Annotated in this window: 15 protein-coding genes, 1 pseudogene and 1 riboswitch; of the genes and pseudogenes, 8 read left to right on the top strand and 8 right to left on the bottom strand. The window is 54.4% G+C overall.

The window, feature by feature from the left end; translation table 11 throughout:
* Positions 1-194: 194 nt before the first annotated feature.
* The 3 genes from FKN99_RS10635 to FKN99_RS10625 form a co-directional block, all read right to left on the bottom strand.
* Positions 195-1,637, bottom strand: a complete 1,443-nt coding sequence (locus FKN99_RS10635; RefSeq protein WP_172117819.1) for an NAD(P)(+) transhydrogenase (Re/Si-specific) subunit beta — start codon at positions 1,635-1,637, stop codon at positions 195-197.
* A gap of 16 nt (positions 1,638-1,653) precedes the next feature.
* Positions 1,654-3,243: a Re/Si-specific NAD(P)(+) transhydrogenase subunit alpha gene (locus FKN99_RS10630; protein ID WP_172117818.1), complete on the bottom strand. Its 1,590-nt coding sequence runs from the start codon at positions 3,241-3,243 to the stop codon at positions 1,654-1,656.
* 233 nt (positions 3,244-3,476) lie between these two features.
* Positions 3,477-3,749 carry a DUF2798 domain-containing protein gene (locus FKN99_RS10625; RefSeq protein ID WP_172117817.1) on the bottom strand — a complete coding sequence of 91 codons (273 nt, stop codon included), beginning with the start codon at positions 3,747-3,749 and terminating at the stop codon, positions 3,477-3,479.
* A 171-nt stretch (positions 3,750-3,920) separates the two neighbouring features.
* Here FKN99_RS10625 and FKN99_RS10620 point away from each other — a divergent pair, with 171 nt between their 5' ends.
* On the top strand, positions 3,921-4,292 hold the full coding sequence (locus tag FKN99_RS10620; RefSeq protein ID WP_253927024.1) for a LysR substrate-binding domain-containing protein: 372 nt from the start codon (positions 3,921-3,923) through the stop codon (positions 4,290-4,292).
* Here FKN99_RS10620 and FKN99_RS10615 read toward each other — a convergent pair.
* The gene (locus FKN99_RS10615) at positions 4,289-4,939 is read right to left on the bottom strand and encodes a TetR/AcrR family transcriptional regulator (protein WP_172117816.1); all 651 of its coding nucleotides are present in this window, start codon (positions 4,937-4,939) and stop codon (positions 4,289-4,291) included. The two genes, FKN99_RS10620 and FKN99_RS10615, sit on opposite strands and share 4 nt — an antisense overlap.
* A 128-nt stretch (positions 4,940-5,067) precedes the next feature.
* Between FKN99_RS10615 and fabF the strand changes: the two genes are divergently transcribed.
* Together fabF and mapR are read left to right on the top strand one after the other, a co-directional pair.
* The gene (gene fabF / locus FKN99_RS10610) at positions 5,068-6,333 is read left to right on the top strand and encodes a beta-ketoacyl-ACP synthase II (protein WP_172117815.1); all 1,266 of its coding nucleotides are present in this window, start codon (positions 5,068-5,070) and stop codon (positions 6,331-6,333) included.
* A gap of 67 nt (positions 6,334-6,400) precedes the next feature.
* Complete coding sequence (mapR, locus tag FKN99_RS10605) at positions 6,401-7,822, top strand: GntR family transcriptional regulator MpaR (protein WP_172117814.1); 1,422 nt, start codon at positions 6,401-6,403, stop codon at positions 7,820-7,822.
* Positions 7,823-7,874: 52 nt separating this feature from the next.
* Here mapR and FKN99_RS10600 read toward each other — a convergent pair whose 3' ends face one another.
* Positions 7,875-8,525 (bottom strand): hypothetical protein, encoded by a 651-nt coding sequence (locus FKN99_RS10600; protein WP_172117813.1) that lies wholly within the window; start codon positions 8,523-8,525, stop codon positions 7,875-7,877.
* Between the two features lie 498 nt (positions 8,526-9,023).
* Between FKN99_RS10600 and FKN99_RS10595 the strand changes: the two genes are divergently transcribed.
* Positions 9,024-10,343, top strand: coding sequence for an NRAMP family divalent metal transporter (locus tag FKN99_RS10595; RefSeq protein ID WP_172117812.1), 1,320 nt, complete (start codon positions 9,024-9,026; stop codon positions 10,341-10,343).
* A gap of 4 nt (positions 10,344-10,347) precedes the next feature.
* Here the strand turns inward: FKN99_RS10595 and FKN99_RS10590 are convergent, their stop codons facing one another.
* Positions 10,348-10,419: a LysR family transcriptional regulator gene (locus FKN99_RS10590; RefSeq protein WP_253927032.1), complete on the bottom strand. Its 72-nt coding sequence runs from the start codon at positions 10,417-10,419 to the stop codon at positions 10,348-10,350.
* A gap of 18 nt (positions 10,420-10,437) precedes the next feature.
* Here FKN99_RS10590 and FKN99_RS10585 point away from each other — a divergent pair.
* Positions 10,438-10,641, top strand: a pseudogene (locus FKN99_RS10585) (arginase family protein); the annotation flags it as partial.
* A gap of 37 nt (positions 10,642-10,678) precedes the next feature.
* Here the strand turns inward: FKN99_RS10585 and FKN99_RS10580 are convergent.
* Together FKN99_RS10580 and FKN99_RS10575 are read right to left on the bottom strand one after the other, a co-directional pair.
* Positions 10,679-11,488 carry a cytochrome c oxidase assembly protein gene (locus tag FKN99_RS10580; protein ID WP_172117811.1) on the bottom strand — a complete coding sequence of 270 codons (810 nt, stop codon included), beginning with the start codon at positions 11,486-11,488 and terminating at the stop codon, positions 10,679-10,681.
* A gap of 2 nt (positions 11,489-11,490) precedes the next feature.
* A complete protein-coding gene (locus tag FKN99_RS10575; protein WP_087110788.1) occupies positions 11,491-11,955 on the bottom strand; it encodes a DUF2243 domain-containing protein in 465 nt (154 codons plus the stop codon).
* A gap of 112 nt (positions 11,956-12,067) precedes the next feature.
* A riboswitch (cobalamin riboswitch) is annotated at positions 12,068-12,260 on the top strand.
* 73 nt (positions 12,261-12,333) lie between these two features.
* Here FKN99_RS10575 and FKN99_RS10570 point away from each other — a divergent pair.
* The 3 genes from FKN99_RS10570 to FKN99_RS10560 all read left to right on the top strand — a co-directional run.
* Entirely contained in the window at positions 12,334-13,347 is a 1,014-nt protein-coding gene (locus FKN99_RS10570; RefSeq protein WP_172117810.1) for an ABC transporter substrate-binding protein, read from the top strand.
* A gap of 72 nt (positions 13,348-13,419) precedes the next feature.
* Positions 13,420-13,854, top strand: coding sequence for a pseudoazurin (locus tag FKN99_RS10565; RefSeq protein ID WP_172117809.1), 435 nt, complete (start codon positions 13,420-13,422; stop codon positions 13,852-13,854).
* 563 nt (positions 13,855-14,417) lie between these two features.
* Positions 14,418-14,672: nitrate- and nitrite sensing domain-containing protein (locus FKN99_RS10560; RefSeq protein ID WP_172117808.1), on the top strand; the 255-nt coding region annotated here is incomplete at its 3' end.

Below are 14,672 nucleotides of genomic sequence, written 5' to 3'. Positions count from 1 at the left end.
GACATGAGACTGTTTTAAAGCACATTAGCTATAGCTACAACTTGCATTTAGCAAACAACGTGATAGTAATTTTTAATCCACAAGCAACAAGACCATTTCCCGGTAACCATGACAGTGATCGAGACGTGCCGATTAAACGCGAACAGGGCGCCCTTGGGCGCCCTGTTCATTGGGTTGCACTGCGTTGTGGAGCGTTAATCGACCAGCGGTAGCAATGCGGTCAGGCTATCGCGGGCATCGCCGTAGAACATCCGGCTGTTCTCCTTGAAGAACAACGGGTTTTCGATGCCCGAGTAGCCGGTGCCCTGGCCACGCTTGGAGATAAACACCTGCTTGGCCTCCCAGACCTTCAAGACCGGCATACCGGCAATGGGGCGGTTCGGATCTTCTTCAGCGGCCGGATTGACGATATCGTTGGAGCCAATCACGATCACCACATCGGTGCTGGCGAAATCATCATTGATTTCATCCATCTCCAATACAATGTCGTAAGGCACCTTGGCCTCGGCCAGCAACACATTCATGTGCCCCGGCAAACGGCCCGCCACCGGGTGAATGCCAAAGCGTACGTTCTTACCTGCCGCGCGCAGCTTGCGCACCAGGTCGCTGACCGCACCTTGAGCTTGCGCGACAGCCATACCGTACCCCGGCACGATCACCACGCTATCGGCATCGTTTAGGGCACTGGCCACGCCGCCAGCATCAATCGCCACCTGTTCGCCTTCGATCTCTGCCGCTGGCCCAGTACTTCCGCCAAAGCCGCCCAGAATCACGTTAACGAAGTTGCGGTTCATCGCTTTACACATGATGTAAGAGAGAATCGCCCCGGAGGAGCCGACCAGCGCGCCGGTCACGATCAACAGATCATTAGAGAGCGTGAAACCGATAGCCGCCGCCGCCCAGCCGGAATAGCTGTTGAGCATCGACACCACCACCGGCATGTCCGCACCGCCAATCCCCATGATCAGGTGATAACCGATGAAGAAAGCCAGTGCGGCCAGCAAAATCAACGTCCAGAAGCCTGCACCGTTGAGATAAAGCACCGCCAACAACAGTGAAAGCACTGCCGCCCCAGCATTCAGCAGATGCCCGCCTGGCAGTTGGCGCGGCTTGCCATCCACCTTGCCCGCCAGCTTGCCAAAGGCGATCACGGAGCCTGTAAAGGTGATCGCACCGATAAAGATGCCCAGCACGACCTCAATCTGCAAAAACGTCAGTTCATCGGGGGCCTTGGTAGCCACCAGCGCGGCAAACGCCGAAAACTCTTGCATGGCACCATCAGCCGCACGGGCAGCCAGCACTCGGCGGCGCTCCAGGTCCGCACTCCATGCCACAAACACGGCAGCCAAACCCACAAAGCTGTGCAGGGCGGCAACCAGCTGGGGCATTTCGGTCATTTCGACCTTACCCGCCATATAGGTACCGATGCCTGCACCGATAATCATCATCGGGATCAACCACCAGTAGCCGCCAATGCCCGGCCCAAAGGCGGTGAAAAACACCGCAACGGCCATCCCTACAATGCCGTACCACACAGCGCGCTTGGCTTTTTCCTGATTACTAAGCCCACCCAGCGATAAAATAAACAGTACGCTTGCCGCAATCGCCGCGGCAGATACGAATCCTTGACCTAACATATCGTCTCTCCGCCGCTCAGGATTTTTGGAACATGGCCAGCATCCGGCGTGTCACCAGGAAGCCACCCACAATATTGATCGTTGCGATGAGTACCGAAATAGCCGCCAGCACGCTAACCACCGCGCTGCCTGAGCCAATCTGCAAAATCGCCCCCAAAATAATGATGCCGGAGATCGCATTGGTCACCGCCATCAGCGGCGTATGCAGCGAGTGGCTAACTTTCCATATCACCTGGAAGCCGATAAAGCACGCCAGCACGAAGACAATAAAGTGCTGCATAAAAGAGGCGGGCGCGACCTGACCGAGCAACAGCATCAGCGCACCACCGATCGCCAATATGCCGACCTGGCGTTTGGTCTGGGACTTAAACGCCGCCGCTTCTGTGGCTTTTTTCTCTTCAGGCGTCGGCTCTTTTTCTTTCTTCTTCGGTTTGGCCGCAGCAATCGCTTTTACTTTGGGCGGAGGCGGCGGAAAGGTCACTTCGTTCTGGTAAGTCACCGTCGCGCCACGAATCACGTCATCATCCATATTGTGATTGATCACGCCATCTTTCTCAGGCGTTAAATCGGTCAGCATATGGCGAATATTAGTGGCATACAGCAAGGACGACTGGGTCGCCATGCGTGAGGGGAAGTCGGTATAGCCGACCACAATCACGCCGTTATCGGAGACGATACGCTCATCGGGCTGGGTTAAATCGCAGTTGCCGCCTTTTTCAGCCGCAAGATCGACAATCACCGAGCCGGGCTTCATGGCCGCGACCATATCTTCAAGCCACAGCTTGGGCGCCGGGCGCCCGGGGATCAGCGCAGTGGTAATAACGATGTCCACATCAGGCGCCTGTTCGCGGAAACAAGCCAGCTGTTTTTCGCGAAACTCGGGGCTTGAGGGCGAGGCATAACCGCCGCTTGCCGAGCCATCCTGGCTGTCTTCGCTGTCTTCGCTGTTTTCAAAATCCAGGAACAGGAACTCAGCTCCCATCGACTCGATCTGCTCGGAGACTTCCGGACGCACATCAAAGGCACGCACCACAGCACCCAGGCTGGTGGCGGTACCAATGGCCGCAAGCCCGGCAACGCCTGCACCAATTACCAGCACCTTAGCCGGAGGCACTTTACCGGCGGCCGTTACCTGGCCGGTAAAGAAGCGGCCAAAGTTATTACCTGCCTCTATTACCGCGCGGTAACCGGCGATATTGGCCATCGACGAGAGTGCATCCATCTTCTGGGCCCGCGAGATACGCGGCACCATGTCCATGGCGATCACGGTGGCACCTTGGGCACGGCACTTCTCAAGCAGCGCTTCGTTTTGAGCGGGCCAGAAAAACGCTATCAGCGTTTGTCCTTCTCGTAGTCGTGCCGCTTCTTCATCAGAAGGCTCGCGGACTTTAATGACCACCTCAGCGCCCTGCCAAAGAGCGTCAGCACTATCCACTACGGTAACGCCCGCATCACGATAAGCGTTGTCATTAAAGCCCGCCGCAAGACCAGCGCCTGTTTCAATCAGACACTCGTGGCCCAGCTTTTGGATCTGCTTTGCGCTTTCAGGGGTAAGCGCCACACGTGCTTCTCCCCGACTCGTTTCCTTAGGTGCGCCTATTCTCACACGGGTACTCCCTACGGTTTGAAAGCCGACAATAAGCTGTCATGGTTTGTTTTGATGCCAAGTACAGCCCGCTTGACGGCAGTTGATTTCGACCACCACATCTTTATAAAACGTTACAGACTCTCATGTTGCGTTTTAATAAAGCCATTCAACCTTTGATGCATGACATGAGCTTTTCCAAACATCGTCACCGGCAGGAGCAGTATGCGCAAAAATCAAGCGGCATAATTACCTCAATGCGACCTGATCGTAAGCTGTACAAGACGGGCGACCAGTGGCCGTACTACCAAAATGCACACAAAGGCGCTGGGCATGGCTACCCGATAGGCGTGCCATACCTGGCTGAAATAGTGATCACTCACTCCCGCATTAACGGCGGTAATAATCAGGGTCATTAAGAACGCCATAATCGTCGACATGTATAATGCAAATATGACCGGCGTAAAACGTGGGTGCAGCTTGCGCGCTGCAAGCAGGCGCTGTTCTGGGTAGCGGCGGGTTGTCATGGGTGAATTACCTTATCTATCAAACGTGTTTGTGCACTCTACAGTGGCTTGGAAAAATTCAGAAGCACGCTCACGATAAGTACAGCCGTAAGTTAATGTTACGAATATCGCTAAAGATTAAGGTATGGCTTATGGTTGCGTTACGTGGCATCGAGAGCTTTGTGAAAGGAGTTGGAGCACGGCTGCCTGATATTTCGGTTTCCTTTGGATGGGCGCTATCTCGGCTGGGGCGCGGTACGCAACGGCATACGTTTCGATGTGCCGGTGAAGGCACGTATGATCAGCGACGACATTGATGCGCTGGCCCAGATGGCCATTGAAGGTGGTGGCATCACACGGTTAGCGGCGTTTATTGCAGAACCGTTAATTGCGCAGGGCAAGCTCGTCGCACTGTTTACGCCGCCGTTTGCGGCTGATGAGCCCCTGGAGGTTGACCCACTAGAGTTTTATCTTTGTGTCCGGCATCGGCGTGAATTAACGCCCAAGGTCCTGGCGTTTCAGCAGTTTCTCACCGATACTCTCCCTGCCCACTGGCGGGCCTAGGCCGACATAACGCGTTGCAGCATCCCTTCTGCTTCCGTTTCGCTCACCCCCAGCATTAACAAAATCTGGCGCTGGGTCGCCAATAACACATGCTGACGCTCTTCCTCACCGGGTAGGCTTTTGGCAATGGCTACAGCCCCCACCAGCGCGGCCAGAATAACCCGCGACTTATCGGCAATCACCTCGCGGTCGTGGGCAAAGGGGAGTTTTTTTAGCTTACTCAAGGCAAGCAAGCGCATTTCAAGCATCTTTTTCATCCGCAGGTAAGACGCCTCAAACATGGTACGAATCTCGGCTTTCTCGCTGCCTATTTCATTAAACAGCACCGCTTCCGGCCCTGGCTGTTGCTTACGCTCAAGCTCCTGGAGATTCCAGTAGTTAGAGACCAGCTCCGTTAGGTGCTGCAAGGAGAGCGGCCCTTTTACCAAACGTGCCGCCCGGCTGCCATCCAACGCTTTACGCACAGAGGCATCATACAACGCCTCTTTGGAGGCGAAGTGGGAATAAAAAGCCCCGTGGGTCATTCTGGCCAGCTTCATGACCTGACCGATGGAGACTTTATTAAAGCCGTATCGGCTGAACAGTTCAGTGGCTGACGCCAGGATACGCTCTCGGGTTTTCGCCTTATGGCTTTTGGGATAAGGCATGTTGACCTCGTTATGTACTGCTAAATCGTTCGGCTAAATTGTTTGGCTAAATAATCCTGCTAAATATTATCTTGATCATATAATGCGTACTGCTAGCGTAGCCGTATTTAAAGCACTGAGGAGCCGCTATGCACTCACCTATTGTTATCACCGGCATGGGCATGGTCAGCCCGCTGGGATGCAACGTCAAGACAAGTTGGGACACTCTGCTGCAAGGCCGTTCAGGGATTCGCCAGATTACCCGCTTTGATACCGCTCAAACGCCTATCAAAATTGCCGGTGCGGTTGCCCACTCAACTGATGACCCGCAGGCAGGGCTTTGTCTGGATGGTATCGCAGATGCCAAAGAGCGCCGCAAGCTGGACCTGTTCAGCCTTTACGCCATGGCAGCGGCAAAAGAGGCGCTTGAGCAGGCTGGCTGGCAGCCAACGGACGAAGCACAACGCCGCGCCACGGCGACCATTATCGGTTCCGGCATTGGCGGGTTCCCCACGATTACCGAGGCCCAGCAAACGCTACAGCAGAAAGGTTACCGTCGGGTGTCGCCGTTTACCGTACCGGCGTTTCTGGCCAATATGGCGGCGGGCAATCTGTCGATTCGCTATGGCTTTCAAGGGCCTTTGGGCTGCCCGGTGACGGCGTGTGCGGCGGGCCTGCAAGCAATTGGCGACGGCATGCGTCTAATCCGTAGCGGTGAAGCCGACGTGGCGTTAGTAGGCGGCGCCGAGGCGTGTATTGATCCACTATCATTAGCGAGCTTCAACGCGCTCAAAGCGCTTTCCACCGAGCATGAGCAGCCTGAAAGTGCATCGCGCCCCTTCGACAGCACCCGTAACGGTTTTGTGATGGGCGAAGGTGCGGGCCTGCTGGTGATTGAAACACTTGAACATGCACAAGCGCGCGGCGCCACGCCGCTGGCCGTCATTAGCGGCTACGGTACCAGTGCTGATGCCTACCATATTACTGCCGGGCCAGAGGATGGTAACGGTGCTGCCGCCGCTATTCATTCGGCGCTGAAAATGGCGGGGCTTAACGCGGATGAGATTGGCTATATCAATGCCCACGCCACCTCAACCCCAGTGGGCGACCGGGCAGAAATTGCCGCCTTACGGCGCGTGTTTGGTAGCACTCTGCCACACATTCCGATCTCTTCCACCAAATCGGCAACGGGCCATTTATTGGGGGCTGCGGGCGGTGTTGAGAGCATCTTTTCAGCGCTTTCTGCCACGACGGGCCAACTGCCGCCCACGCTTAACCTGACGCACTGCGATGAAGATATGCAGGATCTGGACTTTATCCCGCTAACAACGCGCACCCAGCCCACTCAACACGTGCTGTGCAACGGGTTTGGGTTTGGTGGCGTCAACGCGGCGCTGATTATCAGCCAGATGTAGCGCTTGGCCATCGGTTTTTTACCGCCGTTCGCGTATCCTCTTGGCCTGCTTTTAGCGGCGGAAGAACATGAAACGCTACGAACGCTTTGCCGAGGAAATATCCGAACTTATCCGCAGTGGTGTGCTGGCGCCGGGGGAACGCGTGCCCTCAGTTCGCCAGGCCAGCCGCCACTACGCCATTAGCCCATCGACGGTGTTTCAAGCGTACTACCTAATGGAGAAGCAGGGGCTAATCGTGTCGCGGCCACGCTCGGGCTACTTTGTCCGCGAACAGGCGCAGCAGTTTCTCAACGAGCCCGAAATGACCTTGGGCCACCCTGAAACGGCCGACATTGCGGTAAGTGAACTGGTTTTTTCAGTGCTGGGGTCGCTTCAAAATGTCGATACGGTGCCTTTTGGCTCGGCCTTTCCAAGCCCTGAGCTGTTTCCGCTTCCCCGCCTGGCGCGCAGCATGGCCAAAGGGCTGCGCGAGCTTTCTCCCAACGCCATCATCACCGATATGACTGCAGGCGATACGGCACTGCGCCGCCAGATCGCCCTGCGTTATCGGCTGGCAGGCGTACACCTACCGCCTCAGGAATTGGTGATTACCAATGGCGCCATGGAAGCCCTCAACCTGGGGTTTCAGTGCGTGACCGAACCTGGTGACCTTGTCGCCATCGAGTCCCCGGCCTTTTACGCAAGCCTTCAGGTATTGGAGCGCTTGAAGTTACGGGCGGTCGAGATCCCTGTTCATCCACGGGAAGGAATCGACCTGGACAAGCTGGCAGACAGCCTTGCCAAGTACCCAATTAAAGCCTGCTGGCTGATGAGCCATTTGCAAAACCCGCTTGGGGCGAGCTTGAGTACGGCCAAAAAGCAGGCGCTGTATGGGCTGTTGAAGCAGCATCAGGTACCGCTGATCGAAGATGATGTGTATGCCGAGCTCTATTTTGGCGCCAAGCCCCCCGTGCCGGTTAAGCACTTTGATGATGAAGGGCTGGTGATTCACTGCGGGTCGTTTTCAAAGTGCCTGGCGCCCGGCTATCGGGTCGGCTGGGTAGCCGGAGGGCGCTACGCCGAAAGCATTTCCCGGCTGAAACTGATGACGACAATTTCACCCTCGGTGCCCGCTCAGGTAGCCATTGCAGATTACCTTCAGCACGGCGGCTACGACCGCCATTTGCGCAAGCTGCGCCTGGCGCTGGAATTTCAGCAAGCCCGTATGCTCTCGGCGGCGGCACGCTACTTTCCCGAGGATACCCGCGCAACACGCCCTGCGGGCGGATACTTTCTGTGGTTTGAATTTCCCAAGCCGGTGGACTCACTGCGCCTGTTTCAAATAGCCCTGGCAAACGGGATCAGCATTGCACCTGGGCCTATTTTCTCTGCCACGCAGGGGTATCAGAACTGCGCCCGCTTAAGCTATGGCCACCCGTGGACACCGCGCAGCGAAGAGGCCATGGCGTTTTTGGGCGAACAGCTAAGAGCAATGCTGGCATCTTGTTAGGCGCTGCTTGTCAGGTGTCAGATGCCCATTTTCAGACGCTCGTTTTAGCGACTTACGCTTTTTGGCTATGCAGATGACGATTGTCTGCCGATGTTAACCGGGCCAGCTTTCCAATTTGATACAGGTCGTGCAGATACATATCAAGCCGGGAAATGCCGTGAGAGATGGCGATCAGCACGAAAGTTAATAGCATCAGCACCACAGGTTCATTCAGCCAGGTAAAGGCGGGCGATGCAACAGGGTATAACAGCGTATAGATACTCATTCCCCCCAGGAACTGCGCCAGCATGCTGTTCACAATCACCAGTGAAATCATCAGTACGCGGGCATCCCATGTGGGCAGCCGGGTTTTACACAATGATAAATGCCGCACACGTAACTCGCCGCTGACATCAAGCTGCTCCCTGCGGCGCAGAAGTGGAATGGCATAGGTGCCCGCTTTTTCCTCAGTAAACGCCAGGAGCGCCATGTGATGATCCATCTGAGGCCCAAATGTTTGAGCGACCGCCTGGTCAAAGTCGGCTGACCCGCCTGCTTGTTTCGCCAACAATGCTTTATGCGAAAGCTCGCTTAAGCGCTCTTTATCGCCGCTTGAAAGCTTCAAGTCATTGGCAAAATTAATATTATAGTTAACCTCATACACTTGGTATAAAGCGGCCGTGACACCTATAAAAATCATAAAATAAATGAAAACAGTCAGCATAGTAGCGCGCCTCTTAAACGTTTTATTACCCTAGGGTTTGCACGAAAAGTCGCTGAGCGAAGATCAGGCAAGGCAAAAATCAGCGAAAAAACGGAGTTTACATGGGTAAATGAGTATTTTGAGCTGGTTTTTAACGCCGTATGGTCGAGCGCAAGCAGTTTTCGTACAAAGCCTAACAGCCTGACGCCTAGTTAACGAATGTCCTGCTCGCCATCTGTGCGTTTTTGAATTCTGCCTTGCACTGCCGTTTCAGTACAGACTCAGAACGTTACGATAAATACATATCAGCTTAAAGGCTGACCCAGCGCAAGCAAACCCGACTAGCGTAACACCGTCGCCATTTAGCCAGCCTTAATGATTTTGCTATACGTGAGTAGCGTCATACAGCGCATAGCGCATGAAAGCCATCAAAGACTGAGCTAACATAGCGGCCCGCGATCAGAATCGCTTAAAACAATAATGACATTTCAATAAAATCTTGCTCACAAGGAGCCCACCATGCCCCCTCAAGAATCCAGCACGCTGACGGCTTCTCCCCCGGTCACATCCATGTATGCCAAATACCTGGCCGCGCTTGGCCCCGGCTTTTTATTTGCGGGTGCGGCCATTGGCACGTCTCACGTTGTTCAATCAACGCGTGCTGGGGCGGAGTATGGCATCGGCTTACTGGTCTTTATTTTACTTGCCATACTGCTTAAGTATCCGTCTTTTTTCTTCGGGCCATTTTATGTCAGCGTCACAGGCAAGTCGCTGGTTGAAGGCTACCGCCAGACCTTTGGTAAATCTGTAGTGGCGCTGTTTGCGCTGGTCCAAATACCTGTCTCGGCGATTATTATTGCCGCCATTGCGATTACCACGGCAGGTCTTGCCGGCAGTATCGTGCCTATGACGTTAAGCCCACCAACCATCGCCGTGATACTGATTGCCCTGTGCTGCGTGCTGACATTTGCAGGCGGTTACAAGCTACTTGATTGGGTCAATAAAGTCTTTATTGTCATCTTAAGCGTCACCACCCTGTTGGCTGCCCTGGTGGCCGTGCCCCTGGTCGACTGGACCTTCTACCCCGCGACAGCCGTCTCTCCTCTTTTTAGTACAGCCACCTTTATTACCCTGGTAGCGGTGCTTGGCTTGATGCCGTCTGATATTACGCTCGCGGTGATGAACTCACTGTGGTCAGAGGCGCGTAATAAAAATCAGGGCGTGCGCAGCGGCACTGCCGCCGAAAAAATCGACTTCAATATCGGCTATATCGGCGCGGCCGTCCTGGCGGCCTGTTTTGTCGTAATGGGCGCTGGCGTGATGCACAGCCAGGCAATAACGCCCGCCGATGGTGCCGTCGCTTTTGCGAGCCAAGTGATTGGCCTTTATACCAACACCTTGGGCGAGTGGAGCGGCGTGGTCGTGGGTATTTCCGCGTTTACCGTCATGCTCACCACACTGCTGACCGTGCTGGATGGCTTTCCACGCATGATCACGGCCTCTTACTATACGTTTACACGCCCGGAAGGCGCCACGGAAGAGAGCCGTACGATTGAGGGCAGCCGCGCATTTTTTGTATGCATGGTGGGCTTATCACTACTGGCCGTGGTGATTCTGTATACCTTGATGGGCAACTTCCGGCTGTTTATGGACTTTGTCATGGTCGTGGCGTTTTTGATAAGCCCGGTGCTGGCTACCCTCAACCACCTGACGGCAAACGGCTCAACCGTGCCGGTGTCCCAGCGCCCTTCACGCCTGATTAATGCCTGGAGCTGGCTAGCAATCGCTACCCTGGCGCTTCTGTCACTGGGCTATATTTACGTTCGCTTTATTCACTAACTAGTCAGTACTCGCTAGTCAGCGCCTCGCGAAGCCGCTTTAGTGCATGGCTGAGCGCTGGCTGGCTTAAGTGCAGTTTTTCGGCCGCGCAGGTATTGATGAGTTCGACCCTGCATTTGCACCGGGCACCGGCACACCGGTATGTGGCGGTATGTTGCTAAAAGTTATTCGCGGCCTAGTGGGCATGGATGCCGTAGAGGTCAACCCGGCTTACGATCACGGCGACATTACCTCGCTTGCCACGGCTACTCTAGGGCTTGAGTTTTTGTATGTCCTAGCGGCGTCCAAGCGTACTTAACATCATGACACCTACCTAAATACTCATCGAACGCGGCTTATACGGCGTTCGTCTTTTTAAATAACCCCTCACGCCGCTCAACGGGCTTGCGCAACCAAAGCGTTAACAACACCACGGCCAACAGCACTTCCGCCAGGTCGCCGCCGTAATACATCCATTGGGCGGCGGCCTGTACTTCCTCAAGCGAATGGCCAGTACCACGAGGCCAACCGTAGCCGTACATCAGCTTGCCCAACAGGCTATGAGTGGCAATAGACGCAAACAGCACGCCCAGCCGAAAACGCAGGCTCAGCCGATGGGGCGACACATCGGGCTCGGCCAGAATCGCCCAGCAGAACAGGTAACCGGCCAAAAGAAAGTGCAGGTGTATGACAACATGCACTATCGGGTGATGGAGAGATAGCGCATAAAGCGGTGTTAAATAGAGCACGTACATACCGCCGATATTGAGCACAAGAGCGCTAACCGGGTGTGAAACAAAGCGCACAAACCGGCTGTGTAGCAAAGCGACGACTTGTCTTCCGCCCGCCTGAGGCAAAGTGCGTAGCAGTAACGTAACCGGGGCGGCCAGTACCCAAGCGAGCGGTGCAAACATACCAATTAATAGATGCAAAACCATGTGGCCCACTAGATCATGGTGCGCCCAAGCCATTAAAGGGGGCGCCACGGCGATAGCTATCAGCAGACTACCCAGGCTAAAAAAGATACTTCGCCAAACGCTCCATCCGGCTGTTTGTTGCCGCTGGGCATAAGCGGCCAGAAGATACGCCAGCGTAAGTAGAACGATCAGTGCCACGGGCAGCCAATCAAGCATCGACCCATGAGCGGCGTGATCGTGAGCCTGCATGCTTAACGACGCGCCAAATGCTTGGCGCGAAAAAGCAGCCAGACGCCTACCAACAATAATCCTATCGCCGCGCCATTCCACACCACGTCATACATCAGCGGATCAACCCCATAGCGAATCTGGTGCAGGCGTAAAATCTTGTGGTTAATAACACCATCGAAAAGCTGAAACCCGCCCATCCCCAGAAAGAAGCCCGCTTGAGCCCATGGGATCGACAACCGTTTGCGCTGGGAAAGATCAAGCAGCATAAACACCCCAACCACGATGGCAAGGAGTTCAAAGGCATGCAGCAAACCGTCCGAGAGAATCCCAAACGCAGGTGTGGAGAAATCGAAAAAATGGTGCCATTGAAGCAGTTGGTGGAAGACGATTTCATCGACAGCGGCCATGACACCAATTCCCATCAGAATGGCTGCCCACAGCGAGCGTTGGGTATCAAATACTGATGAGGCGGGGTAGCTAGCCATGGCATCCTTGCTCCTGGAAGTTTCCCCTCAAGTTAGGTACGCCACGCGCTTATCGCAACCAGAAAGAGGTGATCCCAGGCTAATTTTAACCATGTTAAGCCTCATCGTTACCCCCTAGAATAGCCACGTCGGTGTTCTTTCGAGAACCTAATAGAGAATCCGCCGTGGCCTGGCCGCGAAACGGAACTGCCCCCGCAACTGTAGGCGGCGAGCGATGCTCGACAATGCCACTGGACGCTATGTCTGGGAAGGTGAGCTAGCGACGACCCGTCAGTCAGGAGACCTGCCGACACCCTAACCTTCATCGAGCGGGTCGGCTCGGCTGGCTACTTAGCCAGCTACACGCCAGCGGCCTGCTCATCATGCACGGGAGTGTACATGATGTTGAGATTAACCACGGCGGCTGTCGCCAGCCTTTGGCTTGGGCAAACCGCCTATGCCGCCACCGATTACCCCTTGACGCTTGAAAGCTGCGGGCACGAGATCACACTAGAATCGCCCCCTGAGCGGGTAGTGAGTATCGGCCAAGCGCCCACCGAGATCCTTTACATGCTGGGCCTTGAAGATACGGTTGCTGGCACCGCACTCTGGATTAACCCGGTACTGGCGGAGTTTGCTGACATTGACGCCAATATAGAACGGTTGGCTGACGATGCACCAAGCTACGAAAGCGTGGTGGCTACCAAGCCTGACCTAGTGATATCTGCCTATGAGTGGATGATTGGACCCTCAGGTGTGGTCGGTACGCCTGAGATGTTTGCCGATGTGGGCATTCCCAGCTGGACCATGCCAACGGAGTGTATTGGCAAAAGCAACCACCAGAGCATGGACGGCGCCCGCACGACACTGTTTGATACCGAACTGCTTTACAACAGCATCGCGACGCTTGCGCAGATGTTTGATGTTGCCGAGCGCGGTGACAAGCTGATTACCGAACTGAAGACGCGTGAAGATGCCGCCATCGAAAAGGCAGCGGCTCTTGATTTACCGGACGATATCACCGGCGTGTTTTGGTACTCCTCCGCCGACTTGGGAATCGACCCTTATGTGGCAGGTGTTAACAGCGTGCCCGGTTGGATGATGTCGAAGCTGGACATTGTTAACGTCGTGACATCAGAAGAGGAGTGGCCCACCGTCGGTTGGGAAACCATTGTTAGAAGCGATCCCACGTTTATTGCTGCCGCCAGAATGGATCGCCGCCGGTTTCCAGCCGACGACATTGCCGCCAAGCGGGCGTATCTTGCGTCAGACCCTGTCACCAGCATGACCGAAGCCGTGCAACAAGGCCGCATTATTGAGATTGATGCCCATGCGATGGACCCCTCGGTTCGAGCTATTTTTGCGCTGGAAGCACTCGCCAACCAGTTAGCGGAATTTGACCTATCACCGTGAGGCATTGCGCCGCCACATTGAGCGTGCCCCAAGGGCGCGCTTCTTACTCATTAATGCACGGGCTTACTCACTATGAAAATGATGCGACGACTTGTTGTTCTGCTTGGCCTGCTACCGTTGGTGGCTCTGGCCGACACACATACTGTTGAGATGTTGAACCGCAACGCTACCGGGTCCATGCCTTTCGCACCGGACTATCTTGTTGTTCAACCTGGCGATACGGTGAAATTTCTAGCCACCGCGCCCGGGCATAATGCGGCCACTATTGACGGCATGATCCCCGAAGGCGGCGAGGCATTTGTAGGCAATATTAACGAAGAGATTGAGGTAACGCTGGATGCCGAGGGCATTTGGGGCATTAAGTGCTCGCCACATTACACCATGGGCATGGTGATGCTAATTCAGGTCGGCGACACCACCGCAACGGAAGACGATCTGCCCGACAACCTGCCTGCACCGGCACGCCAGCGTTTTGTTGAAATCCTGTCACGGCAGGCAAACAATTAACTATATTACTTTATCTATTCGGGCGGTTTGTCACATCAAACCGCCTTTAAAGATCGGCATTTAGTGATACCTCGTGAGCCTGGTCACTTTTGATATGAAAAAGCGCTCTGGGCGCACTATCTAACATGTAATGTTGATCTTCTTTGCTCTCGATCCTCTCAGACAACCCAGTGAGCAGACATTAAACATACGACTTTAACACCACCAGTACGCCATCTAGATCACACACCTTCCCATCATCGCCTTTGCGACATCTTGCTATCTAACAGCGCCGCCACCATTAAAAAAACAACTTATAAGAAAAAATCAAACGCACTTTAAACACATCAACTATAGACTTAAAAAAGCATCATAAAGACTTACCGTCAAGATAGACAAGTCTGATTTTTAATTAAATTTGACTTAGATCAAACCTGGAATCATCTTCTCCCCTCATGGCTTCAGCTATAACGCTCATTGCCGATAAAAGTAAGCAAGCCATTAATGCACAGGCACACGCGCAGTTTATGGTCAGCTTTTCAACGTCGTTGTCATAAATTATCCTTTTCATGTGAGAAAACATAATGCTGCAGGTATTACACCGTATTACTATAGGCCGTAAGTTTATTCTGGTTCTCGCCTTGCCATTGCTAGCCATGACCTGGCTAGCAGTGTCAGGTATTTTAGAACGTAAAGCGATTGTGTCTGAAATGAATCATCTTCAGGAGATGACCGTACTGAGCCAGTATGCCGGTGACCTGGTTCATGAACTTCAGCGCGAGCGTGGTATGACAGCCGCCTTTTTAGGCAGCCACGGGAAAAACTTTCGCACTGAGCTG

Source organism: Halomonas hibernica (assembly GCF_013183775.1).
GTDB lineage: Bacteria > Pseudomonadota > Gammaproteobacteria > Pseudomonadales > Halomonadaceae > Vreelandella > Vreelandella citrativorans.
Note: the sequence above shows the minus strand (reverse complement) of the source record. Positions and strands in the feature narration are given on the sequence as shown.